The organism is Chryseobacterium sp. KLBC 52 (assembly GCF_003347605.1).
Lineage (GTDB): Bacteria > Bacteroidota > Bacteroidia > Flavobacteriales > Weeksellaceae > Chryseobacterium.
Genome location: NZ_QDFZ01000005.1, coordinates 76,257 through 100,320, shown reverse-complemented (window position 1 = coordinate 100,320; position 24,064 = coordinate 76,257). Strand labels below are relative to the sequence as shown.

The window sequence follows — 24,064 nt, the reverse complement described above, 5'->3', positions numbered from 1 at the left end:
AGCTCCAGTGAATAATTCCAGCCTCCATGTCCCAGCCTTTTCTATTTATTATCCGGGATGAAATTTTTTCTTGCCAGCTCCTTTCTTACACGGCTCAGGCTCTCCGGAGTAATTCCAAGATAAGAAGCAATCATCCATTGCGGAACTCTCAGGAGTAAATCGGGATACATTTTGATGAATTTCATATACCTTTCTTCTGCAGTTTCTCCCAATAAAGAGTTGATCCTGTTTTGAAGGCTTCTGATATGTTTCTGAAGAAGAAAATCACTTCCCTCGATGCTGTTCGGAAATTGTTCTACCAGTTTGTTGAAGAAATCAGGATGAAGAAACAACACTTCAGAATCTTCCACTGCTTCTATATAATAAATGGATTTTTCATTGAAATAAAGGCTGCTTCGGTCAGAAATCAGCCAGCTTTCCGGAGCGAACTGGATAATATGTTCCTTTCCGTTTTTATCAATGGAATACATCTTTATCAGCCCTTTTTCTACAAAGAAAATATGTCGGCAGATTTCACCATACTGAAGAAGAAACTGGTTTTTAGGAATTTTCTTTACTTCATAGTGCAGGCTGCACGTATTCACATTCTTAAGCGGAACATTTAAAACTTTGGCTAAGTAATTATTTATATTCTTCATGATATAATCTGGCTTAAAGAAATATCCTGATGTGAAGCACTGTTAACAGGTTTTCCGTTCTCTATGACAATCAGTTGCGGACTTTCGTGTCTGATCTCAAAATCTGCTGCTATTTTGTTGGAAACAGGTCTGTGCGCCAATAAATCCAGATAGTATACATTGACCGGCTGGTCTGAATTTTCTATTTCTTTTTCAAAATTTTTCAGAACTGTCCTGCTTATGAAACAGCTTGTAGAATGTTTGAATATTGCTATTCTATTCTGAAAAGAGTCTTCCATTGCTTTGGCAAGGTCTTCTTCAGATTCTATCTTTTTCCAGAATGTTTTTTGCTCAGGGCTTTCACTTTTTCCACCGAATATTTTATCAAAAAAACTCATACATTAAATTGTTTTAGATGGTGATCAAGATGTTTGAATTCTAAAAATGTCCAGTCTTTTTCAGTCATGCTTCCGAATAGTCTGTGGCGGTCCGGTAAATTGCTTTTTTCACAAGCCTCCCGGAATTCTTCCAGCGTTTTCAGCAGATTGGTTTTTGATGCATCAAAATCACACTCAAAATTAACGATTAGTTTTTGAAAAGTAGGCATGTTTCTCGGAATTCCATTATTGAAAACATACATTTCTATTTTAGTAAAAATCCCTATTGCCTCAAACATCACATTAATACGGGGAAGTTCAAACTTTCCCAAAGCCACCTGAAGAACTAAATCACAATGCTTTAGCATTTGACATACGTTCATTTTTCCCCATTTTGCAGGAGAGTTTTCAGTTAACAGGGAAATTCTGTCTTTGATTTCCCGATAATATATGGGATTATTGAGACTCTTTTTTACCAACCTTTTTCTATCTTCAGATTTTCAATGTGAGCAAAATGATGATTGCAATGCCAAACGTATAAAGCAAGGCTTTCTCTTAAATTATAATTCTTTTGATGCTCAGGATGATGGAAAGTTCTTTCAAACTGTTTATTCGTAAGGCTTTTAAGAAGAACTACCCATCTTTGGTGTGTTCCCTTCAACATTCTCATAGCCGGCTTTACAGGCATATGAAAACTGTCCTGAAGCTCCGCCCATTTCGCTTCGTCATAAGGCTTTATGATAGGGTTTTCTTCTGTCAGTGCCAGTTTGAAACGGATAAAACTGTTCATGTGACTGTCTGAAAGATGATTCACAAGCTGTCTTACCGTCCAGCCTCCTTCTCTGTAAGGGGTATCCAATTGATCGTCTGTAAAGTGTTCAATGAGATTCTTTAGCCGGCCGGGAAAGTCTTTGATTACTTTGATATAAGTATCCAATGTGATATCACAAATGTTTTCAGGCACTTCAAATGGTCCTATTGGAAACTTTTTTTTCTCTAAATCGCTCATTGTTCAGGTTTTAATTTTTAATTATTTGCCGATGGGTATTACTATTATTTATTAGAATAATTGACGAATATCAGCTTGCGCGAATTTATCAAAAATTCAAGAATATAAAGTGAATAAAGCATTAATTATACCGATAATGATTTTTGTGGTACCTATTTTTTCATTAAAAAAGGCTTCAATTATATAAACTGAAGCCTCTCTTAATTATAATAAAGTATTAATAACCGTGTAAATCAATACCTTCTGTTCTTTGCAGGGTTACTTTTCTACCCATTTTCTTCTGAATCACTCTGAAATGCTGCAATTCATCATCCGTCAGAATACTGATTGCAGTTCCTTTTTCATTAGCACGCCCTGTTCTACCAATACGGTGAATATAATCCAGCGGCGAGCGAGGCAACTCGTAATTGATAACACATGGCAGAGATTCAATATGAATTCCACGCCCAATTAAGTCTGTAGCCACCAAAATCTGAGCTCCGTTTACTTTAAATTCTTCCAGATTATTTCTTCTCGCTCCCTGTGACTTCTGGCTATGAATGGCCACCGCTTTTATCTTATTCTTTTTAAGTTTCTCTACCAGATTATCCGCAGATCTTGTAGACGAAACAAAAATCAAAGCCTTTTCTACTTTCTTTTCTTTGATCAGATATCGTAAAAAAGGTCCTTTATTTTCCGGAGCAACATGATAGGCAAGCTGTTCGATATTATCAATTTCAACTTCTTCTTTTTTAATCTCAATAATCGTAGGATTGATAGAAAGACGTTCTTTCATTTCAGAAACCTTATCATTCAAGGTAGCTGAAAATAAAGTGGTTTGCTTCGCTACAGGCATCATGGCAAAAAGTTTATTCATTTCTTCACCAAACCCCAGCTGAAACATTTTATCTGCTTCATCAATCACCAAATGTTTAATTCCTGAAATACTCAATGCATTATGATCAATTAAATCCAGCAAACGTCCCGGAGTCGCAATCAAAACTTCCACTCCAAACATTCCCTTCATCTGCGGATTGATAGAAACACCTCCGTACACTGCCATCGTACGGACTTCCCTCTTTATATTTTCTGTGAATGCTCTGCAAACTTCATCTATCTGAATCGCTAATTCTCTGGTAGGAACCAATATCAAAACCTGAACATTACGATCTTTTTTAACTTCCGCATTCTGCAATTTTTCCAGAATCGGCATCACAAAACAAGCTGTTTTACCGGAACCTGTCTGTGCAATTCCCATCAGGTCCTTGCCTTGCAAAATGACAGGAACAGCCTGCTCCTGTATGGGGAATGGTTTTAAATACCCTAGTTTTTTGACAGAACGAATAATATTGTGTGATAATCCTAACGATTCAAATGACATAAAAATACTTATTTACTGCAAAGATACGCTATTGATATTTGGTGTAAGCCTCAAAATACGATAGGCAGCAGATAAACTTCAATTATTTAAAATTTTATGTCTTTCATTCATAAACATTGAAAATTTATGTTGCCGATTTGTCCGATAATTAAGGTTTGGACAAATTTTTGAAGATTAGTTTTGTAAATTTATCAAAAATTCGAGAAATCAAAATATGAAAAAAGCGTTAATAATAGTCGATGTACAGAATGATTTTTGTGAAGGCGGAGCACTTGCAGTCCCTGGAGCCAGCGAAATTATTCCATACATCAATCTCCTGATGGAAGAAAATGAATATGATCAGATAGTTCTTACCCAAGACTGGCATCCTGCAGGTCATAAAAGTTTTGCAAGCAGCAATGGAAGAAAGGTGGGAGAAAGTATTATTTTAAATGGTGTTCCACAATTTATGTGGCCGGATCACTGTATTCAGGGAACTTTTGGGGCAGAATTCCACAAAGATCTGAACAGAGATAAAGTAACCCACATTGTACAGAAAGGTAAAAATATTGAAATTGACAGCTACAGCGGTTTTCAGGATAACAACCACTTTATGAAAACCGGATTGGATGACTTCCTGAAATATCATGATATTCAGCTAGTAGAAATCGTAGGCCTGGCATTAGACTATTGTGTTAAATTTACAGCACAGGATGCAGTAGCCAACGGATATGTAACCTGCCTTCATTTCAACGGAACACGTGCAGTAAACGTAAAACCTGACAACGGCAGAGATGCCATCTATGAAATGATTGAAAAAGGAGTAACTGTATTAGGGTAATTCTTTTTAATGATGAATTATAAATGATGAGTTATGAGTTTTAGAATTCACAACTTACTACAATAAAAAAGCGCAGAATTATTTTCTGCGCTTTTTGTTTTTATCCTGAAGATACTTTTTTGAAAAATGAAATAAGCTGGAAATCTGAATCTGTCATTCATCATTTATAACTTATAATTCATCATTATTTTAAAGCATTTTAAGGTTGTTCACTTCCAGTTCTGTAAGGATTCTCCAGTGTCCTCTCTTGATATTCTTCTTCGTTAATCCTGCAAACATTACTCTGTCTAAAGATTCTACTTCGTATCCTAATCTTTGGAAAATTCTTCTGATCACACGGTTCCATCCGATGTGGATCTCAATTCCGATTTCATTCTTAGGTTTCCCTTCAATGTATGAAATCTGATCTACCACTGCTACTCCTTCATCAAGACGGATACCTTCCGCAATAAGACGTAAATCTTCACCAGTAAGCTTTTTATCCAATGTTACATGATAAATCTTCTTGGCATCAAAAGAGGGATGCGTCAGTTTTTTAGTCATGTGTCCGTCATTGGTCAGTAAGATAACTCCTGTTGTAGAACGATCCAGTCTTCCCACCGGGAAAAGTCTGTAAGGAGAAGCATTCGCTACAAGATCCATTACAGTTTTTCTTGCTTTATCGTCTTTTGTAGTAGAAATATAACCTTTTGGCTTATTCAAAAGTACATATACAGGCTTTTCAGGAGTAATGCTTTGTCCGTCAAAAACTACTCTGTCTGTTTTCTGTACCTGATATCCCATTTCAGTTACCACCTTTCCGTTGACTTCTACCAATCCCTGAGTAATCAGTTCATCAGCTTCTCTTCTGCTGCAGATTCCGGAATTAGCGATATACTTGTTAAGACGGATGCTGTCTTTATGAACGTCCTTTTCAATTTTATTCAGCCTTCTTTTCTGTACAAAAGATCTTGTCTTGTCATCATTTCTGTCTTCACCATTAGATGGTCTTCTTCCGTATTTCAGGCTGCCTCTTTCGTACTTATCTCTTGTATCGAAATTCTTTCCTCCTCTCTTCGGTTTTCCGAAAGATTTTTTCTCATAGCTCTCACTTTTGTTCGTGATATAAGGTTTTCTTTCGGATTTTGATCCTGAATCGTCGTTGGAATTTTCGAAACTGTCGGTATTTCTTTTAAAAGGTTTCTTTTCAAATCTTGAGTTGGATCCTTTATGTTCCGGGCCTTTTTTTCCTCCATCTTTAGAGAAAGGCTTTTTAAAAGGTTTTGATCCTGAAGAATTTCCAGATCTGGAAGCACGAGAATCATCAGAACTTTTCTTGGTTGAAATTCTTGGTCTCTTTGGTCTGTCTGAATTATTATTATCTCTGCTCATTCTAAAAATTTCTGCAAAGATAGTAATTTAGTTACGAGTTAAAAATTAAGAATCATAACTTTGCACTATAGTTTACATTTTAACTTTACATACAATAGAAGATGATAACAATATTAAACGATAATTTTTCACAGCTCAACGAGTTTCTTCACGAAAAAACTTTCAGTAAAATTTTCATTCTTGTAGATGAAAACACGCATGAATACTGCCTCCCTGTTCTTCTCGGAAATATGGAAACGGATCTTGGCTTTGAAATTTTAGAGATTGAAGCGGGAGAGGAAATGAAAAATATCCAGACGGCCAATCAGCTTTGGGAAATTCTTACAGAAATGCAGGCGGACAGAAAAGCGCTGGTTATCAACCTTGGAGGTGGTGTAATAACCGATATGGGCGGATTTGTGGCATCTACTTATAAAAGAGGAATACAGTTTATCAACATCCCTACTACCCTTCTATCGATGTGTGATGCTTCTATAGGCGGAAAAACCGGGATCGATCTGATGCACTATAAAAATATGGTGGGAACTTTTGCTTTCCCTGAGCAAATCTTTATTTTCCCAAAATTCTTAGAAACATTACCTTTTAAAGAATTAAGAAGCGGATTTGCTGAAATGCTGAAACATGGGTTAATTGCTGATAAAAATCATTGGGATCAGTTGACACAGATCCGTAAACTCGAAGTAGAAACTGTAATTCCACATATTCAGACTTCCATGAATATTAAACAGAATGTAGTAGATCAGGATTTCCACGAACAGAATATCAGAAAAACACTTAATTTCGGACATACCATAGGCCATGCGGTGGAAAGTTTATGTCTGCAGCAGGAAAATCCAATTCTTCATGGTGAGGCCGTTGCTATGGGAATGATTGCTGAAGCTCATCTGGCTTATCTTGAAAACCTAATTTCTGAAGAAGATTCAAAAATTATCATTGAAAACATTCAGAGATACTATCCATACCTTGATATCAGCGATTTTAAGGATGAAGATATTACCGCATTACTGCTGAATGACAAAAAGAATACAGACAGCAAAATCAATTTTTCTCTGCTTTCAGGAATAGGTTCCTGCAATTATGATCATCAGTGCAGTCAGGAAAATATCCTTGAATCTCTGTCTTTCTATAGAAGATTGAATGATGCTTAACGTTTTTTTCAGAAAAAATCATTTGTTTCACCTTCTGTTTTTGACAAAATTGTCAATTTAGACAATGTCTAAACAAACATTTATTTGAAATCATAAAGCATTATTAATCAATATTATATTTTAAAAATCACTTAAACACTAAGTGATTTTTTTATTGATTTTACTCATAAAAAATATTTTTGGCAAGCAATTTGAAAGATACTCTGCGTTCAACTGAAAATGCTGAACAGTAGTAAAATTTAAAATTAAGAAAGAGTAAAATTAAAAAAATTAAAGTTATGAAAAAGTTAATTTTAGGATTAGCGTTAACTGCAGGAACATTCGCATTCGCTCAACAGACAGGAAACATGTCTTCTAATCCGGTAACATTTGGGGTAAAAGGAGGTATGAACGTTTCTTCACTTTCAAAAGACAGTGGTCTTGATGATCAGAAATCTAAAATAGGATTCAACGCAGGTGTATTTGCCAACATTCCATTAGCAGCTTCATTCAGCGTTCAGCCAGAGGTTCAGTATTCACAATATGGTAATAAATCAGATTATACGTTAGCAGGAACAAAATATTCAGCTTCAACTAAATTGGATTATATTACAGTACCGGTAATGTTCCAGTACAACCTGATTCCAAATCTTTATGTTGAGGCAGGGCCAGAATTTGGTTTCATGGTAAGTGCTAAAAACAAATTTAAAAATGAATCAAACGGAGATTCAAGCACTACTGATAATTACAAAGACAATCTAAATACATTTAACTTTGGTATCGGTCTTGGAGCTGGATATTATTTCACTCCGAACTTAGGACTTACCGCAAGATATGTTGCAGGTTTAACAGATGTAGCGAAAAACAGACCTAGTGGATCTGATGCTACAAGAAACAACCTATTCCAGGTAGGATTAGCTTATAAATTTAAATAAGCTACACATTCACTAACAAATTTTATATTCAATAGAAAAGATCAGATTAATTTTTTAATCTGGTCTTTTTTTATGTTAAAATAATATGGAGCTGATAAATCACTATAAATACATCCCAAAGAGTTGATTTATCCATTCGTTAAAAACACATAAAGTCTTTATACAAGGGGATTGACGGCATATTGTTTGTTGCATAGCGAGCGTTAAACAACATAAAAAATAAAGCTAATCTATGAAAAAGATTTTTCTAGGCCTGGCACTTATCGCAGGTACTTTTACTTTTGCTCAAAGCACTTCCACTTCTGCTGAAGCTACTACTCCATCCACATCTTCTTCCAAAATCAAGTTCGGTTTGAAGGCGGGACTAAATGTTTCCAGTCTTTCTAATATGAATATGAATTCAAAAGCAGGATTTTATGGTGGTGTTTTTTTGAATATTTCTGTCGCAAAGGATTTCTCTATTCAGCCGGAAGTATTATATAGTGCAGTGGGTGCTAAAGAAAAAGGAGGCAGCAATGCAAAACTTAATTTAGAATATCTTTCTGTACCGGTAATGTTCCAATATAAGGCACTTCCAAATTTATATGTAGAAGCAGGGCCTCAATTTAATTTTTTAATTGATGCAAGGTTAAAGAAAAGTGAATCTACGAGCGTTCTTAAAAATGGAACTCAATCTTTCGATTTTGGAATCGGATTGGGAGCAGGGTATTATATTACCAAAAACATTGGGATCAATGTGAGATACACTGCCGGATTATCTGATATTGTAAAAACAAAATATCATTACGGATATGACAGAGAAGGCTCTGTGAGAAATGGTGTATTCCAGGTAGGAGTAAATTACAAATTCTAAAGCTTTATTAAGCTTTTTTCATTAAGTTTTTATAATTAAAGTGAAGTCGGATTAAATTTAATCCGGCTTTTTTAATACTATAGAAAAATTATTATTCAAAAAAACACATTACATAGTAGATTCACAGTACATTTTAACTTTGGCACGCCATTTGATTCTTAATGAAATGTTAAATAAAACTTAAAAACTATTAAAATATAAAACTTATGAAAAAGATTTTTTTAGGCCTTGCCCTTGTAGCAGGTACTTTTGCTTTCTCTCAGAAGACTTCAACTTCTACTGCTTCATCTTCTCCAGTTAGATTTGGTGTAAAAGCAGGTCTTAATATCTCTACTATTTCTAACAGTGATTTAAATTCAAAAGCTGGATTTTATGGTGGTGTGTTTGCCAACATTCCGGTAGCACAAGACTTCTCTGTACAACCTGAAGTGTTATACAGTGGTATGGGTGGTAAATATAAAGGTAACAGTGATGTAAAACTTAATACAGATTATATCGCAGTACCTGTAATGTTACAGTACAATCTGATTCCTAATCTATATGTAGAAGCAGGTCCTCAGTTTGGTTTCCTTATCAGTGCTAAAGGAAAGGGTAACGGTGCTTCTGTAGATGTTAAAGATAATTTGAAAACTTTTGATTTCGGAATTGGTCTTGGAGCCGGATATTATTTCACACAAAATATCGGAGTGAATCTAAGATATACTGCAGGACTATCTGATGTTCCAAAGAACAATAACGGTGATGCTGCCAGAAACGGAGTATTCCAGATTGGTTTAGCATACAAATTCTAAAAACAAACTTTCTATTCAATACAAAGCCGGGTTTATTATAATCCGGCTTTTTTATTGGTCCTGATATTTTTGGCAAGAAATTTGCGTATTGAATAATTGATTGTACTCTATTCCGGAAATTTCCAACTTACGGTCTTGTTTTCAAAATGAGTATGCTTTGATTCAGTTGATATTCAATTGGATATCAAATTAATTCAACTATTACCATTACCTTTTAACGAGAATTATGTCAGGTGGGCTGGCATTAGAGTGCACATACAGAATATTAAAAATATTTTGTTTATTCAATAAGATACATTTTGATTTCAATAGAAAAAGTCAGGTTTATTAGTTTAGGCCTGACTTTTTCGCTTATTGCATGACTTTTATCACTTTACATTTTTATGGCAGGTATTTTGAAGCGAAGAAGAAAAATTAAACTTTAAATCATGAAAAAACTCTTTGCAGTACTCGCAATTACGGCTGGGCTTTCCGCCAGTGCGCAGGAAAAACAACAGCCGAAAGCCGCCTCTCCTGTTACTTTTGGTGTTAAAGCCGGTTTCAATGGGTCTACTTTCAGCAGAGGTGAAAGAAGTGATGTGGATAATAGCGAAAAAATAAAAGCAGGTTCACATATCGGAATATTTGCCAATATTCCTGTTGCTGAAAAATTCTGTATACAACCCGAACTTCTTTTCAGCCAGCTAGGCTCAAAAACAGAAGATCTCTTTATTCATGATTCCGGAGATTATTTTACGAAGCAGGAATATGAGTACAAAACTAATTTAAATTACCTTACTCTTCCTATTATGGTTCAATACAATATTCTTCCTCAATTGTATGTGGAAGCAGGACCTGAGTTTGGTTTACTTCTGGGAGGGAAAATAGAAGGAGACGGAAGAAATGAAATAAGATACGATAATACAACGACTGTTAATTCTGAGAGTTTCTCCGATAAAATTTCAATGAAGTTGTATAATAAATTCAATTTTGGAATTGGAATTGGCGCAGGATATTATTTTACTCAAAATTTTGGAGTGACTGCAAGATTTACAGCGGGTATAACAGGAATTTTCAAGAATGATTACGGTAGTAAAGTCAGAAATAATGCGCTTCAGCTTGGAGTAGCTTATCGCTTTAAATAGAGATATTTATTATTTTCAAAACTGGTGCCGGGCTTTAAGAGTCCGGTATTTTTTATTTCTATTCTTAAAAAGAGCCAGGAAGACTTATTAATTCTTTAAAAAACTAATTCCGGTTCAAATTTTTTCATTATTTCAATTATCAATAATAAAGCGTATTGAGCATTCAACTATTTTCACAAAACATTCATTTTATAACATATTTATTCATCAAAAAGGGATAAATGGTTTAAAATAAACTTTTCAAAAACCATCTCAAAAGCCCTTCAAACAGGCATTTTTCGACTTTGGCAAGCAATTTGCAAAATACAAGGAGTCTGATTGAGAAATATCCGACACACAAATAGTAAAATTAAAAAATAAAATTATGAAGAAGTTATTTTTAGGATTGGCATTAACTGCTGGTACACTAGCTTTCGCTCAAGAGACAGAAACAAAGACAGAAACGAAAACAGTAAATGCATCACCACTAAAAAAAGATGTACAACCCATTAGATTCGGAATCAAGGCCGGAGGAAACTCAGCTTATTTCAGCGAGCAAAAGTTTGGGATCAACACACAACAACTAGGTTTCCACGCAGGTGCATTCGTTAATATTCCACTTTCAAAACATTTCAGCTTACAGCCAGAGGTATTATATAACCAAATGGGGGCAAAAGATGTAATTTCATCTACAGAAACTGATAATGGAGTTACGAATGTAAAAACTAAAGAAGAAGGTAGAGTAAAGATGAACTATATTTCAGTTCCTTTAATGCTTCAGATGAGACCTACTGAGAAATTTTACGTTGAAGCTGGACCTGAATTCAGTTATTTCATCAACGGAAAAACTAAAGGAGAAACAAGTGTAGCAAGTACTACAGGAGGTGTTACTACAACTACTACAAGTTCTAATACTGAAGATATCGATAAAGATCAGATCAATAAATTCAATTTCGGATTGGGTCTTGGTTTAGGGTATGATATCACATCCAATATTGGTATCAGCGCAAGATATGTAAATAGTTTGACAAAAATTGATAAAAGCAGACCTGCTGCTGAAAATAACAACAGAGTATTTCAGTTAGGTCTTAACTACAAATTTTAATTAAGAACCAATTTTTTAACCGAAGTGCATTAACCTTGCACGCATAAAATAGCCGGAAGATTTTCTTCCGGCTATTTATATCAAAAGTTTTATTCAAATATTCTCGGATCATCGCTGATCACCCCATCTATTCCCATTTCTTTTAATTCTTTTAATCTTTCTTTGGCATTCACAGTCCATGGGATTACTTTCATGCCTAATGAGTGGCATTCCTGTACTAATTGAGGCGTTACAAGATTCTGTTCCGGACTGTAAATCGTAGGAGTGAAACTCAGGAACTTCATATCTCCGGCTACTCCATTCATATGATCAGGATACATTCTGAACTTTTCTGCCGGAATACTTTTAAAATAAGCCTGCTGCTGGGCCAGCTTTTTGTCATCTACCTTTTCTACGAGTAAAGCAGTCATGATTTCAGGATATTCTTTATGAAGAATTTCCAGTGTTCTTGGATCAAAAGACTGAATGATCACTCTGTCCTGAATCTTTTTTTCAATAATGATCTTCATCATCAGATCTACAAATGCTTTCGGTTCAGGATGAAAAATATTATCAGAGAAAGGACGTGTTTTTGTTTCTATATTGTAAAAAGGCAGCGGTCTTTTCAATTCGCGTGCATAGGCCTCACAAGCATCAATGACGTCTGAAAAAAGAGGTTTCTGAACCTTCATTTTCTTTTGATCAGGATAGTTATCCAGTTTTTTTAAACCTACGTCAAATGTTTTGATCTTTGCGTAAGGCATTTCATATATTTTGTAATAAAAACCTGAATCTTTGGGAATATAAGTTCCATCCGGTTTTGTAACCAGTTCCGGTGAAAGAAAAGCATCATGGGAAAGAATCACTTTTTTATCCTTCGTTATAGCCAGATCCATTTCCAGAGTTGTCACATTCATTTTAAGTGCATTCTTCATTGCCGGGATCGTATTTTCGGGGTAAAGAGATTTTCCTCCGCGGTGTGCCTGCTTGTCAAAAGACTGCGAAGAATACAATTGGGTAAATACCAGAAAAATACCCGTAAAAAGTGCGTTTTTCATATCCTGAAGTTTTAATCTGACAAAATTAAAACTCCTTTATATATTGAATACTACAGGAATATTAAGCTTTTGCTACATTTATACAACGAAATAGCCGGATTATAAACCCGGCTATTTATTTTTATGAATTCAATAAAGAGATTAATTGAATAAATCTACCTCTTCTCCTTTTCCAACAGGATATTCTTCTGTAAAGCATCCGAAACAGTGATTAGCTGATCCTAAAATGTCTTTCAGGTTGTCTATGCTTAAAAACTCTAAGGAATCTACCCCAAGATAGTTTTTAAGTTCTTCCGTAGTCATATTCGCTGAGATCAGATCATCTTTAGACGGAGTATCAATTCCCAGATAACAAGGCGCAATAATAGGTGGCGAAACACTTCTGAAGTGGATTTCTTTTACACCTGCATCTTTTAAGATTTTAACCAGTCTTTTAGATGTTGTTCCACGAACAATAGAATCGTCAATAATGACTACTCTCTTATCTTTCATCTCAGAGATGATCGGGTTCAGCTTAAGGTTTACTACCCTTTCTCTCATTTCCTGTGTAGGAACGATGAAACTTCTTCCGATATATCTGTTTTTGATCAAAACCGGGCGGAAAGGGATTCCTGAAGCTTTAGAGAAACCAATAGCAGCCGGAACTCCGGAATCCGGAACTCCAATCACCAAATCAGCTTCTACAGGAGCCTGTTCCCAGATTTTCTCTCCGGATTTTTCTCTGATCTCGTATACATTGATGTTTTCTAAGGTAGAGTCAGGTCTTGCGAAATAAATATATTCGAAAGAACAGATTCTCTGCTTGCCCTTCGCTTCATCCATCATATAAGAATGAAGTTTTCCAGGTTCGTTTTCATTGGTATAAATGATCTCACCAGGAAGAATATCACGCACATACTGAGCGCCTACAGCATCCAATGCTACAGATTCTGAAGCTACTACATAAGATTTCTCATCAATAGCTCCCAACACTAACGGACGGATACCGTTGAAGTCTCTGAATGCAAAGAATTTGTTTCTGGTCATCCCTACTACAGAATAAGCTCCTTCAATCTTTTCCATGGTTGCTTTAATCGCTCCACGAAGACCTAAATCAAGGTTTTTCTGGATCAGTCTCAGAATAACTTCAGAATCGGAAGTCGCTCTGAAAACTACGCCTTCAGCTTCTAATTCTGCTTTTAATTCCTTGGCATTGGTAAGGTTACCGTTGTGTGCTATAGAAAGTATAATCTGGTCATATTCGTTTTTCGCGAAAAATGGCTGGAAATTATACTTCTTCTTATCTCCTGCAGTGGTATAACGGGTATGCCCAATTGCAGAATTTCCCATAAAAGTTTCAGGTTCCTGAATTTCTTTATAAACATCCAAAACCAGTCCTTCATCTTTCATGTTGGTGATTCTTCCATCCTTTAAAACGGAAATACCACAAGCCTCCTGACCTCTGTGCTGTAATGCAAAAAGACCAAACTGTGAAAGAGAGAAAGTATCCAGATCATTATCCGAATACATTCCGAAGATCCCACACTCTTCATTAGGAGCATCCAGTCTTTCCTCTTCCTGAGTTCTGAAAAGATTCCTTCCGTAAGTCTGGGTTTCAAACTGTTTTAAATATTCACTTTTATGAATGTCTAAACTTTTCATTTCTATTTTTTCTAAATTAAAAGATTAAAAAATTTAATGATTAAAAAGATTACAGCCTGTTTAATTTTTAAATGGTTTAATCTTTAAATAAATTAAATCTTATTTCTGTAAAAGATTTTTAAGACGGTTGTAGATTTCAACATAAGCCTCAGTAACTTCTCCCAAGTCTCTTCTGAATCTGTCTTTGTCTAATTTCTTCATGGTATCTTTATCCCAAAGTCTGCATGTATCAGGAGAGATTTCGTCTGCTAAGATGATTTCTCCGTCTGAAGTTTTACCTAATTCGATTTTGAAATCTACCAGGATGATATTGATTTTGTCAAACAGGTCGATAAGGATATCATTGATATCTGAAGATAACTCATACATCTCGTCAAGCTCTTCGTAAGTAGCTGCTCCTAAGAAAACGGCATGGTGATCATTGATAAGCGGATCTCCCAATTCATCTTTTTTATAGCAGATATCGAAGATCGTTACCGGAGATTTAATTCCTTCTTCCACTCCTAATCTTTGTGCCATACTTCCTGCAGAGTAGTTTCTTACTACCATTTCCAAAGGAATGATAGAAACTTTTCTTACCAGCTGCTCTCTTTCGTCTAATTTTTGGATGAAATGAGTTTTGATCCCTTTTTCATTTAAATATTCAAAAATAAGAGTTGTGATCGCGTTGTTCATTTCCCCTTTAAGGTCTACCTGACCTCTTTTTTGAGCATTAAATGCTGTAGCATCGTCTTTGAAACGTACTACTACTTCATCAGGATTATCGGTTGCAAATACTTGTTTTGCTTTCCCCTCGTACAACATTTCTTTCTTTTGACTCATAATTTTACTTTCTAAATTGTAGTTAGATTTATTGATTTATTTTATTATTATTCCTGTTAAGACAGCCAGTCCAAAACTCAGCAGTGTACCAATTAATACATATTCTGTAAGCTTTCTCTGTTTTGCCTGTGCAAGGTCGCTGAATCTGAAAACAGATTTGGCAGCCACCATGAAACCTACGCCTTCCCAGTGATTCACCATGATAAAAGTGAAAACCAGCAGACGTTCTAAAATTCCGATATATTTTCCGGCACTTGATAAAGATTCGGTTTGAATAGTGTTTGGGCCATCCGGAGCAGGTGTCCAGGACGACAATAAGATTTTGATAAAAATAGAAGCAGGTGTTGTCAAAAACAGTGCCGCCATAATTACCTTTAAAAATTCCTGATTCTGTAAAAATCCAAAGCTGAATTCCTGGAAATAAAAAGAAACTCCGCCAATCACCAGAACATGCAGCAATTGATCTATGAAAAACCATCTTTTCTTAGTCTTTACATTTTGAAAACTAAGCTTGGCAGCATCAATAATAAAGTGAGTAATTCCCACCAGAACAGCCACCCACCAAAGTTGAAGATCCCAAAGAAAAACAAGACTTAAAATGGTGTGAATCAGAACATGAATGTATAAAAACTTACTTTTTAGTTTATAGTTTTCCTTATCTGCAACCCATGAATTTGGCTGAAGTATAAAATCTCCGAGTAGATGTGCCAATATGAGTTTGATGAAGATCATGCCTATAGTTCTGAGATTTTCTTTCTGAAATACTGATTGGTTTCCACGATGAGCTCATAGTTGGCTCGTTTCAGTCTCTGGCTTACCGAAGACTGTGAAATAGCAAATCTCTTAGCAAGATCTTCCTGTGTGATATCCTGATTCATGATCATTTCATGAATAATCTCTGCCGTAGCCATCGTCCAGTTATCAAAATCCTTGGACGACCATTTCAACAGGATATTAAGATCTCTGTCCACCGGATCACTGGAGGTTTTAATAGCAACCGTATGACCGTCGCTTTTAAGATCATTAAGCAGTCTTCCGGAATTAACGTAGGCTGTACCGTTAGATTCAGTGATCTTCTCAGAAGAGAAACTTTCCTCACCAATACCTATGGCCATTCTTACATCCAGATTTTCAACGCTTTTAATAAGAGATTTTATGGCTAGAAAACGCCAGAAAACGTCATCAATTTTGCACTTGAACTGAAACTCATCTCCCCTGTAGATTTCCCATGTGTGAGGAGCGCTTCCCCATTTTTCGAGAAGATGTTTAAGCCTGGTAATCCAAACTTCAGTGTCCGCATGCTGTGAATTTATAATATCACCGGTAATGACCGCTATCATACTGCAAATATAAGCATAATTACTTATATATAAAAAATATAAGCAGAAACACTTATAGATATTCATTATTAGCGAATCAGCTTATATCAATGATGCAGTAAACATAAGGTTTTTAGGGCGTTATATAAAATCACAGAATAGCAAAAAAGCAAAAAAATGTTCAATCTTTTATTATGATGTCGACTTTAACTCTACTTTTTTATATTTTTTTTATAATAAGAAGCTGTTCCTGCTATCCGCTCATACTCCTCGCTCCATCGCTCTCCCACACTCAAACCCATACACGCTCAAACCCAACTCCGGGATAACCGCTGCTATCAGGGCTAGAACAGTCATTGCGGACAAGGCGAAACAATCTCTTGAATGATTTCTATACCATATAAAGTAAACCTAACAGGTTTTAAAAACCTGTTAGGTTTGGCTGATTACGAGCAAAGCAACCTTCTGGATTATTTCTACGTCATATTAAAAATAAACCTCATAGGTTTTAAAAACCTATGAGGTTTGAATGATTACTCATTAAGAGTTTCCCGCTATCTTACTTTTTAATAAACTGATGCGCTTTCTCATCAAGCTTTAAGAAATATATTCCTGTAGGAATTCCCATCACCGGAATACTTTTCTTATTTCTAAAAGGATCTTTCTCCGTATAAATCACTTTTCCGGAAAGATCTATAATCTGAGCCGTTTTTATGTAGGTAACTTCTCCGTTCACATAGAGATTATCGTAAACAGGATTCGGATAAATGGTAAACTCTTTATTAACAGTGATCAAATCTGCTGTAGACAAGGTACCACCCAGGTCCTGGCAGTAATTGTCCGGATAAGAATCCCATTCACTGATACTAAAAGTATTATTGGGTTGATTGATGGTGTTCTTTCTGTATAAAGATACATTTCCGTTGTTATTGGTTGTATATTTTACTCCGATAGCATCCACAGTCACCGTTTTATTATAAGCAAGTTCCACATAATTTCCTCCGTTAAAGGTGAGCGGATCAGAAGCCGTTACAAATCTTGCCTGGGCATTGGTGTAACACGATAAAGTAGATTTCGGATTCAGGATCACAAAGGCTTCATTATTTCCTACCTTACCTTCCAGTTCGTAGGTGTCTCCACTGTAAATAGCTCCTGAGGAATTATTTTTAAACTGGATATTAATCCTGTAATTATTTAAATTAACTTCATGCCCCGTTTTGTTAACAATTTCCAGAGCGTTATTTTTAATGGTATTGGCAGCATCATTGGTTCCGGAAATATATTTGGTAATCATAAGATCCGGAGCATATGAATCCGAAGCAATCGTTGAAGTTGTCACCGTATTGCTGAAAGGAGATTCAAGATATGCTTTATCAAAAGCTTTCACAGTAAAGCTATATGGAGTTGAAGGGCTCAGATGATCAATACTGATAGAAGTTCCCTTTGTAGTGGCCACAGGCGTTGCAGACCCATTCATATAAATCCTGTATCCTAAAATATCAGTATCAGGAGAAGCGGTCCAGTTCAGATTCACAAAATAGGCACTCTGCTGAGTTGAAACCAGTGATCCGGGAGCTGCAGGTGCAATATTATCAGGCGTTTCAGACCAGATCAGATCAATCCATTCAGGATGGTCAATGAATGGATTTCTGTTTTTTTGTATGGTATAGATCGTGTTATTTCTGTCAATTTCTCTTTGGGAAACAGGATCTGCTGCACTCCATTGTTTCAGCATAGCAATATAAGCAAGATCAACCGCTCTTTCTTCTGTTCCATCCAATGGACACTGATCGGTTGCCGGAGTAAGATTCGCCGAAGTGGTATAAGCCGTATTGAATGAACCTAATTTTCCTTCATATCGTACTGCAAAATACAGCAATGACCTCGCGATATCCCCTTTGAATTCATTAATAGGTTCATACACTCTTCCCGTATAAGGGTAGTTTGGAATGGCTGCATTGGATATTCTTGAAGTGTTGGAAAAAATATAATGGTTGGTATTATTTCCTATTCCATAAGGATAATTGCTCCTGCGCTGATTGATCCATCCATCAACAGGAATTATAAAATTCAGATCTGAATACATAGGGTAATCGCTGATGGAGGAGCTTGTACTGAATGTACTTTGCGGCATCATATGTTCTCTGTTATACCCCTGCCCTTCCATACCGACACCTGCTACCAGCTGATCCGCAGTATATTCATAAGAATCAGGTCCTGAAGGAATTTCAGAATAGATATCCAGCAGATATTGAGTATTGGAAGCATCGTGGTCATAATACCTGTCCAGATCAGTCTGAGCATACAACATTTTAAGATCGTCATAATGCCAGTTGACCATCTTTTCTGAAATAATATCGTGAAGTTTTGATTTCAGGGCATACCCCGTCAATCCTGCCGTTCCATCATAATATCCGGCGGGAGCCTGGGCGGAAATATAAGAGGAAATTAATATAATAGGAAGTAGAATTTTTTTCATATCTAAAAAATTGGAGAACTAAAATAGTGAAATAAAAAACGGAAAAGACTGAATATTTTATTAAGAAAGTATTAATATTCTAAATATAAAATTTTGATAATTAAAGAGATTACCCTTTAAACATTATGAATGAAATAATTTATTTTAGCATTCCACCAATTTGGTTATCTTTGGGAACTAACTATTATTATATGAATACTGAGACTATTGACAACATCAAAATGATAGCGGAGACGGCTAGAGAATTTGCAGAAAAAAACATCAGACCGAATATTATGGAATGGGATGAAAGCCAGACATTTCCAAAAGACTTATTCCACCAATTGGGTGAGATGGGTTTTATGGGAATTGTGGTTCCTGAACAATATGGAGGCTCTGGCTTAGGTTATCATGAATATGTTACTATTCTGGACGAAATTTCTCAGGTTGACCCTTCTATTGGTCTTTCTGTAGCAGCACACAACTCACTTTGCACCAACCATATTTATGAATTTGGAAATGAAGAACAAAGACACAAATGGCTTCCACAGCTGGCTTCCGGAAAAGTAATCGGAGCCTGGGGTCTTACTGAGCACAACACAGGTTCTGATTCAGGAGGAATGTCTACTACTGCTGTAAAAGATGGTGATGAGTGGATTATCAACGGAGCTAAAAACTTTATCACTCATGCTATTTCAGGAGATATTGCCGTGGTAATGACAAGAACCGGAGAAATAAGTGCTAAGAACAACTCTACTGCTTTTGTTTTAGAAAAAGGAATGCCTGGCTTTACTTCCGGAAAAAAAGAAAATAAACTGGGAATGCGTGCTTCTGAAACAGCAGAATTAATTTTTGATAACGTACGTGTACCGGATTCTCATCGTTTAGGTGAAGTAGGCGAAGGTTTCAAGCAGGCTATGAAAGTTTTGGATGGTGGTAGAATCTCTATTGCTGCATTAAGCTTAGGGACTGCAAGAGGAGCTTACAAAGCTGCTTTGAAATATGCAAAAGAAAGACATCAGTTCGGAAAACCTATTGCAGATTTCCAGGCAATCAACTTTATGTTGGCTGATATGGCTACAGAAATTGATGCTGCTGAACTTCTTATCCAGAGAGCATCTACGCTTAAGAATGCAAAACAAAAAATGACCAAAGAAGGAGCTATGGCTAAATTATACGCTTCTGAAGCTTGTGTAAGAATCTCAAACAATGCAGTTCAGATCTTCGGAGGATATGGATATACAAAGGACTTCCCTGCTGAAAAGTTCTATAGAGACTCTAAGCTTTGTACTATCGGAGAAGGAACTTCTGAGATCCAGAGACTGGTCATCGGAAGAGATATCACGAAATAACATTTTAAAATCCCGATACAAATGATTAAACAGGCACTTTTAGGTGAATTTCTGCATGAGGCTGAAAACACCAGAAAAATTTTACAGGCAATCCCCGACAGCGCACTGGATTGGAAACCGTCCGAAAAAAACTGGACTACCGGCCAGCTTGCCTCTCATATTGCTGAAGTATACAATTGGTACGAATCTACTTTCAATAAGGATATTTTTGATATGGGTACGTATAGGTATGACAAAGGAGATATTTCCAAAGCGGAGAATATCCTTGCCAAATTTGAAGAAAATGTTGCCAACGCACAGAAAGTTCTTGAAAACTCGGACGAAAACACTTATTTCAATGAGTGGAAAATGGAAATGGACGGAAATGTACTTTTCCCTCCTATGCCAAAGGTTCAGGTAGTGAGAGCTTTTCTTTATAATCATTTGTACCATCACAGAGGTGAGCTGGTTGTTTACTTGAGATCAACCGGAAATAAAGTTCCCGGACTTTATGGCCCTACTGCTGATGACAAAATGTAATTCAAGATTGCATCAATATAGTAAGCTGTTTCATTTTGAGACAGCTTTTTTTATGGACAAAATGCGCATGAAGCAAGATTTAAAAAAAATAAATCAACAACAATATTTACACATTTTTCAATAATAGATCTATTACATTGTCTCTTTTTGGTAAATTAATAATCAAAACGCAGATATTTTATTTTTTTGAAATTAAAATCCGGTTCGAAAATTTTATTTTTCTTTTATTAATAAGCTTTTTCAATTATATTCAATGCAACGCATAATACATTATGGCTAAAGTCTAAATTTTCCTTAAAAAATTTTGTTTTTCATAATATATTTTTTATTAGCTTTGATATTCCACAATCAAATTTAATATTTAATATGAAAAAACAATTAACGCTGATTGGAATGCTCCTTATTTCGGGTATTTCTTTCGCACAGACGGACCGTCTTTGGTCTGAAGGCTCAAAAAGAACTTCATCAGAGATCTTTGAAAACAAAACCAGCATCAGCAATCCTAAGGTATACAACCTGGATATCAACGGATTGAAAAACATGTTGGCAAAAGCTCCCAAAAGGCTGGCTGCAGGCGAAAAATCTGAAATCATTATTTCTTTTCCAAATTCTGAAGGCAGAATGGAAAATTTTAAAGTGAGAGAGAATTCCAATTTTGCTCCTGAGCTGGCAGCAAAATATCCGGATATCAAATCCTATGTAGGACAAGGTCTGGATGATCCTAATTCCACAGTTTATTTCAGTGTTTCTCCACTAGGACTGTCTTCTATGGAAATTTATGGTGATAAATCGGCTGTTTTCATCGAGCCTTACACCAAAGATCTTTCTTCGTATGTTGTATACAGAAAATCTGATAAAAAAGACGATCTTAACAAGTTTGAATGTACGGTGGTAGATGCAGCACAGAAAGGAGTTTCCAATTCCGCTCTTGCAGCAAGACCTAATGCCGATGATGCTAAACTGAGAACATTCAGACTGGCATTATCCTGTACAGGAGAATACACCACTTACTTTGGAGGAACAAAAGCTCAGGCTTTAGCTGCTATGAATACTACAATGACTCGAGTAAACGGGGTTTTTGAAAAAGATTTCGCAGCAAGAATGGTCCTTATCGCCAACAATGATGCGGTTATCTACACCAATGCTTCTACAGACCCTTACTCTGCAGCTTCGGGAATGAGCAGCTGGAATTCGCAATTACAAAGTACATTAACTTCGGTAATCGGTGAAGCTAATTATGACATCGGTCACTTGTTCGGAGCTTCAGGAGGTGGAGGAAATGCTGGTTGTATCGGCTGTATCTGTACAAACGGATCAAAAGGAAGCGGATATACCTCTCCTGCAGATGCCATTCCTTCAGGAGATAATTTCGATATTGACTACGTGGCTCACGAAATGGGACACCAGTTCGGTGGAAATCATACATTCTCTATGAGCAATGAAGGAACAGGAGCCAATATGGAACCCGGATCAGGGTCAACCATCATGGGATATGCAGGAATTACCAGCCAGGATATCCAGCCGCACTCTGATGCGTTCTTCCATGCGATCAGTATTCAACAAATCACCAATAATATTAAAGCTAAAACCTGCTCAGTTAATACCAATACAGGAAATGCAATTCCTACAGCTAATGCAGGATTAGATTATACCATTCCAAAAGGAACTCCATTTGTTCTTACAGGAACAGGAACAGATGCTGATGGAGATTCTCTAACCTACATCTGGGAGCAAATGGACAATGCTTCTTCTTCCCAAACAGGAGCAAGTTCTGCAGCAAGTGCTACAAAAACTTCAGGGCCTAACTTCAGATCCTGGACTCCTACTACTGCACCTGTAAGATACTTCCCTAGAATGGCGTCTGTTTTAGCAGGTGCTACCACTACAGCAGGGTCTGAAATCACAGTAGAAGCACTTTCTTTAGTAGCCAGAACATTAAACTTCAGATTTACCGTTCGCGACAACAAAGCCGGAGGTTCCGGAAATAATTCTGACGATGCAGTAATCACAGTAAATTCAACAGCAGGACCATTCCTGGTAACTTCGCAAAACTCTGCAACGACTTATGCTGGAGGAAGTTCTCAAACCATTACGTGGGATGTAGCAGGAACTACAGCAAATAATGTAAATACTGCCAATGTAGATATCCTTTGGTCTACAGACAGCGGAAATACATGGACAACTCTATTAGCAGGAACACCTAATGACGGTTCACAGGCGGTGACTATTCCTAATGCTACGACAACAACGGGAAGAATTATGGTAAAAGGATCAAACCACATTTTCTTTGATGTCAACAATGCCAACATCTCTGTCAATGCAGGTTCAGGAACTCCTGACACCGTTGCTCCTACAGCGCCTACCCTTGCTGCCTCAGGAACTACAGCTACAACCACTAACCTTTCATGGTCCGGAGCTACAGATAATGTTGGCGTTACCGGATACGATGTATACCAAGGGGCTTCATTAATTGGTTCTACAGCATCTACTACATACACAGTAACGGGACTTTCACCTGCAACTACGTATTCTTTCTCTGTGAAAGCAAAAGATGCAGCTGGAAATGCTTCGGTATCAAGTAATACAGTGAGTGTGACAACTCTTTCTGGAGGAACAGTTACGTATTGCTCTTCTTCGGCCTCAAATACAGCAGATGAAAGAATAGGAAATGTAACCTTCGGATCTATTAATAATACGTCTACAGGAACCGCAGGATATGAAAACTTCACTTCAGTTTCTACGAATGTTACAAGAGGAAGCGCTTACACAATTTCCATTACTCCGGTTTGGACTTCTACCAAATACAGTGAAGCTTACGCGGTTTATATTGATTACAACGGAGACGGAGACTTTACAGACAGCGGAGAACTGGCATGGACAAAAGCAGGCTCTACAACAAGTCCGGTTACAGGATCTATCACCATCCCGGCTACTGCTGCTGTTGGATCTACAAGAATGAGAGTAATGATGAAGTATAGCTCAATCCCTACTTCTTCATGTGAAGCCTTCACGTACGGACAGGTGGAAGATTATACCCTTAATATTGTTTCTTCCGGAAAAGGAGATCTTCATAATACAAAAGATCTGATCACCGATGTGAAGCTTTATCCAAACCCTGCAAGAGATATACTTTATATTTCCAATACTACTTCTGAAGATTATAAAATCTTCGATATGGGTGGAAAACTAATCGACTCAGGAAAACTACAAAGAGGATCTGTGAACGTAAGCAACCTTATCAAGGGCGCTTATATGATCCAAATTGGAGAATCTTCTAAGAGATTTGTTAAAAACTAATCCCTTTACAATTAAACGATGTGAAAAACCGTTCTGCATGGAACGGTTTTTCTTTTTTTTAAATTTTATACTCTATCACTTTTCCTTCTTTTCTTATGGAACAAAAAACAAGGATAAAGAATACATTTTCAGTGAGTTTTTTTACTATTTT

22 protein-coding genes are annotated in these 24,064 nt (G+C 36.4%); 10 read left to right on the top strand and 12 right to left on the bottom strand.

Annotation, left to right across the window (positions count from 1 at the left end):
- Positions 1 to 41: 41 nt before the first annotated feature.
- The 5 genes from DDF69_RS06765 to DDF69_RS06745 form a co-directional block, all read right to left on the bottom strand.
- Entirely contained in the window at positions 42 to 638 is a 597-nt protein-coding gene (locus DDF69_RS06765) for a Crp/Fnr family transcriptional regulator (protein WP_114820100.1), read from the bottom strand.
- The gene (ytxJ, locus tag DDF69_RS06760) at positions 635 to 1,015 is read right to left on the bottom strand and encodes a bacillithiol system redox-active protein YtxJ (RefSeq protein WP_114820099.1); all 381 of its coding nucleotides are present in this window, start codon (positions 1,013 to 1,015) and stop codon (positions 635 to 637) included. Before ytxJ ends, DDF69_RS06765 begins: the two co-directional genes overlap by 4 nt.
- The gene (locus DDF69_RS06755; RefSeq protein WP_228411934.1) at positions 1,012 to 1,473 is read right to left on the bottom strand and encodes a DUF1569 domain-containing protein; all 462 of its coding nucleotides are present in this window, start codon (positions 1,471 to 1,473) and stop codon (positions 1,012 to 1,014) included. The genes ytxJ and DDF69_RS06755 overlap by 4 nt, the downstream gene beginning before the upstream one ends.
- A complete protein-coding gene (locus DDF69_RS06750) occupies positions 1,467 to 2,003 on the bottom strand; it encodes a YfiT family bacillithiol transferase (protein ID WP_114820098.1) in 537 nt (178 codons plus the stop codon). Before DDF69_RS06750 ends, DDF69_RS06755 begins: the two co-directional genes overlap by 7 nt.
- 217 nt (positions 2,004 to 2,220) lie before the next feature.
- Positions 2,221 to 3,363: a DEAD/DEAH box helicase gene (locus tag DDF69_RS06745; protein ID WP_114820097.1), complete on the bottom strand. Its 1,143-nt coding sequence runs from the start codon at positions 3,361 to 3,363 to the stop codon at positions 2,221 to 2,223.
- Between the two features lie 214 nt (positions 3,364 to 3,577).
- Here DDF69_RS06745 and pncA point away from each other — a divergent pair, with 214 nt between their 5' ends.
- Positions 3,578 to 4,183: a bifunctional nicotinamidase/pyrazinamidase gene (gene pncA, locus DDF69_RS06740; RefSeq protein WP_114820096.1), complete on the top strand. Its 606-nt coding sequence runs from the start codon at positions 3,578 to 3,580 to the stop codon at positions 4,181 to 4,183.
- Positions 4,184 to 4,372: 189 nt separating this feature from the next.
- On the opposite strand, the gene DDF69_RS06735 is transcribed toward pncA, so the two are convergent.
- Positions 4,373 to 5,554, bottom strand: a complete 1,182-nt coding sequence (locus DDF69_RS06735; protein WP_228411933.1) for a pseudouridine synthase — start codon at positions 5,552 to 5,554, stop codon at positions 4,373 to 4,375.
- Positions 5,555 to 5,655: 101 nt separating this feature from the next.
- On the opposite strand from DDF69_RS06735, the gene aroB reads away from it, so the two are divergent.
- From aroB to DDF69_RS06705, 6 genes are all read left to right on the top strand, one after another.
- Positions 5,656 to 6,702 carry a 3-dehydroquinate synthase gene (gene aroB / locus DDF69_RS06730; RefSeq protein WP_114820095.1) on the top strand — a complete coding sequence of 349 codons (1,047 nt, stop codon included), beginning with the start codon at positions 5,656 to 5,658 and terminating at the stop codon, positions 6,700 to 6,702.
- A 278-nt stretch (positions 6,703 to 6,980) separates the two neighbouring features.
- A complete protein-coding gene (locus DDF69_RS06725) occupies positions 6,981 to 7,616 on the top strand; it encodes a porin family protein (protein WP_114820094.1) in 636 nt (211 codons plus the stop codon).
- 232 nt (positions 7,617 to 7,848) lie between these two features.
- The gene (locus tag DDF69_RS06720) at positions 7,849 to 8,469 is read left to right on the top strand and encodes a porin family protein (RefSeq protein WP_114820093.1); all 621 of its coding nucleotides are present in this window, start codon (positions 7,849 to 7,851) and stop codon (positions 8,467 to 8,469) included.
- 206 nt (positions 8,470 to 8,675) lie between these two features.
- The gene (locus DDF69_RS06715) at positions 8,676 to 9,260 is read left to right on the top strand and encodes a porin family protein (protein WP_114820092.1); all 585 of its coding nucleotides are present in this window, start codon (positions 8,676 to 8,678) and stop codon (positions 9,258 to 9,260) included.
- 428 nt (positions 9,261 to 9,688) lie between these two features.
- On the top strand, positions 9,689 to 10,384 hold the full coding sequence (locus DDF69_RS06710; protein WP_114820091.1) for a porin family protein: 696 nt from the start codon (positions 9,689 to 9,691) through the stop codon (positions 10,382 to 10,384).
- Between the two features lie 364 nt (positions 10,385 to 10,748).
- A complete protein-coding gene (locus DDF69_RS06705) occupies positions 10,749 to 11,468 on the top strand; it encodes a porin family protein (protein WP_114820090.1) in 720 nt (239 codons plus the stop codon).
- A gap of 89 nt (positions 11,469 to 11,557) precedes the next feature.
- Here DDF69_RS06705 and DDF69_RS06700 read toward each other — a convergent pair whose 3' ends face one another.
- The 6 genes from DDF69_RS06700 to DDF69_RS06675 all read right to left on the bottom strand — a co-directional run bounded on the left by DDF69_RS06700 (position 11,558) and on the right by DDF69_RS06675 (position 18,766).
- Complete coding sequence (locus tag DDF69_RS06700) at positions 11,558 to 12,505, bottom strand: glycerophosphodiester phosphodiesterase family protein (RefSeq protein WP_114820089.1); 948 nt, start codon at positions 12,503 to 12,505, stop codon at positions 11,558 to 11,560.
- Between the two features lie 141 nt (positions 12,506 to 12,646).
- On the bottom strand, positions 12,647 to 14,146 hold the full coding sequence (gene purF, locus DDF69_RS06695) for an amidophosphoribosyltransferase (RefSeq protein ID WP_034698287.1): 1,500 nt from the start codon (positions 14,144 to 14,146) through the stop codon (positions 12,647 to 12,649).
- A gap of 99 nt (positions 14,147 to 14,245) precedes the next feature.
- Positions 14,246 to 14,968 (bottom strand): phosphoribosylaminoimidazolesuccinocarboxamide synthase, encoded by a 723-nt coding sequence (purC, locus tag DDF69_RS06690; protein WP_047430685.1) that lies wholly within the window; start codon positions 14,966 to 14,968, stop codon positions 14,246 to 14,248.
- A 36-nt stretch (positions 14,969 to 15,004) separates the two neighbouring features.
- Positions 15,005 to 15,700, bottom strand: coding sequence for a DUF3307 domain-containing protein (locus DDF69_RS06685; protein ID WP_114820088.1), 696 nt, complete (start codon positions 15,698 to 15,700; stop codon positions 15,005 to 15,007).
- Positions 15,701 to 15,702: 2 nt separating this feature from the next.
- The gene (locus DDF69_RS06680; RefSeq protein WP_034698295.1) at positions 15,703 to 16,308 is read right to left on the bottom strand and encodes a SatD family protein; all 606 of its coding nucleotides are present in this window, start codon (positions 16,306 to 16,308) and stop codon (positions 15,703 to 15,705) included.
- 538 nt (positions 16,309 to 16,846) lie between these two features.
- Positions 16,847 to 18,766 carry an endonuclease gene (locus tag DDF69_RS06675; RefSeq protein ID WP_114820087.1) on the bottom strand — a complete coding sequence of 640 codons (1,920 nt, stop codon included), beginning with the start codon at positions 18,764 to 18,766 and terminating at the stop codon, positions 16,847 to 16,849.
- Positions 18,767 to 18,957: 191 nt separating this feature from the next.
- On the opposite strand from DDF69_RS06675, the gene DDF69_RS06670 reads away from it, so the two are divergent.
- The 3 genes from DDF69_RS06670 (at position 18,958) to DDF69_RS06660 (ending at position 23,913) form a co-directional block, all read left to right on the top strand.
- Entirely contained in the window at positions 18,958 to 20,097 is a 1,140-nt protein-coding gene (locus tag DDF69_RS06670) for an acyl-CoA dehydrogenase family protein (RefSeq protein WP_114820251.1), read from the top strand.
- A gap of 21 nt (positions 20,098 to 20,118) precedes the next feature.
- The gene (locus DDF69_RS06665) at positions 20,119 to 20,616 is read left to right on the top strand and encodes a DinB family protein (protein ID WP_114820086.1); all 498 of its coding nucleotides are present in this window, start codon (positions 20,119 to 20,121) and stop codon (positions 20,614 to 20,616) included.
- A gap of 366 nt (positions 20,617 to 20,982) precedes the next feature.
- On the top strand, positions 20,983 to 23,913 hold the full coding sequence (locus DDF69_RS06660; protein WP_114820085.1) for a reprolysin-like metallopeptidase: 2,931 nt from the start codon (positions 20,983 to 20,985) through the stop codon (positions 23,911 to 23,913).
- Positions 23,914 to 24,064 lie beyond the last annotated feature (151 nt).

Excerpts from the sequence above, each read along its gene's own strand:
- DDF69_RS06765 (WP_114820100.1), bottom strand. The coding sequence starts at position 638 with ATGAAGAATATAAATAATTACTTAGCCAAAGTTTTAAATGTTCCGCTT.
- ytxJ (WP_114820099.1), bottom strand. The coding sequence starts at position 1,015 with ATGAGTTTTTTTGATAAAATATTCGGTGGAAAAAGTGAAAGCCCTGAG.
- DDF69_RS06750 (WP_114820098.1), bottom strand. The coding sequence starts at position 2,003 with ATGAGCGATTTAGAGAAAAAAAAGTTTCCAATAGGACCATTTGAAGTG.
- DDF69_RS06745 (WP_114820097.1), bottom strand. The coding sequence starts at position 3,363 with ATGTCATTTGAATCGTTAGGATTATCACACAATATTATTCGTTCTGTC.
- pncA (WP_114820096.1), top strand. The coding sequence starts at position 3,578 with ATGAAAAAAGCGTTAATAATAGTCGATGTACAGAATGATTTTTGTGAA.
- DDF69_RS06735 (WP_228411933.1), bottom strand. The coding sequence starts at position 5,554 with ATGAGCAGAGATAATAATAATTCAGACAGACCAAAGAGACCAAGAATT.
- aroB (WP_114820095.1), top strand. The coding sequence starts at position 5,656 with ATGATAACAATATTAAACGATAATTTTTCACAGCTCAACGAGTTTCTT.
- DDF69_RS06725 (WP_114820094.1), top strand. The coding sequence starts at position 6,981 with ATGAAAAAGTTAATTTTAGGATTAGCGTTAACTGCAGGAACATTCGCA.
- DDF69_RS06720 (WP_114820093.1), top strand. The coding sequence starts at position 7,849 with ATGAAAAAGATTTTTCTAGGCCTGGCACTTATCGCAGGTACTTTTACT.
- DDF69_RS06715 (WP_114820092.1), top strand. The coding sequence starts at position 8,676 with ATGAAAAAGATTTTTTTAGGCCTTGCCCTTGTAGCAGGTACTTTTGCT.
- DDF69_RS06710 (WP_114820091.1), top strand. The coding sequence starts at position 9,689 with ATGAAAAAACTCTTTGCAGTACTCGCAATTACGGCTGGGCTTTCCGCC.
- DDF69_RS06705 (WP_114820090.1), top strand. The coding sequence starts at position 10,749 with ATGAAGAAGTTATTTTTAGGATTGGCATTAACTGCTGGTACACTAGCT.
- DDF69_RS06700 (WP_114820089.1), bottom strand. The coding sequence starts at position 12,505 with ATGAAAAACGCACTTTTTACGGGTATTTTTCTGGTATTTACCCAATTG.
- purF (WP_034698287.1), bottom strand. The coding sequence starts at position 14,146 with ATGAAAAGTTTAGACATTCATAAAAGTGAATATTTAAAACAGTTTGAA.
- purC (WP_047430685.1), bottom strand. The coding sequence starts at position 14,968 with ATGAGTCAAAAGAAAGAAATGTTGTACGAGGGGAAAGCAAAACAAGTA.
- DDF69_RS06685 (WP_114820088.1), bottom strand. The coding sequence starts at position 15,700 with ATGATCTTCATCAAACTCATATTGGCACATCTACTCGGAGATTTTATA.
- DDF69_RS06680 (WP_034698295.1), bottom strand. The coding sequence starts at position 16,308 with ATGATAGCGGTCATTACCGGTGATATTATAAATTCACAGCATGCGGAC.
- DDF69_RS06675 (WP_114820087.1), bottom strand. The coding sequence starts at position 18,766 with ATGAAAAAAATTCTACTTCCTATTATATTAATTTCCTCTTATATTTCC.
- DDF69_RS06670 (WP_114820251.1), top strand. The coding sequence starts at position 18,958 with ATGAATACTGAGACTATTGACAACATCAAAATGATAGCGGAGACGGCT.
- DDF69_RS06665 (WP_114820086.1), top strand. The coding sequence starts at position 20,119 with ATGATTAAACAGGCACTTTTAGGTGAATTTCTGCATGAGGCTGAAAAC.
- DDF69_RS06660 (WP_114820085.1), top strand. The coding sequence starts at position 20,983 with ATGAAAAAACAATTAACGCTGATTGGAATGCTCCTTATTTCGGGTATT.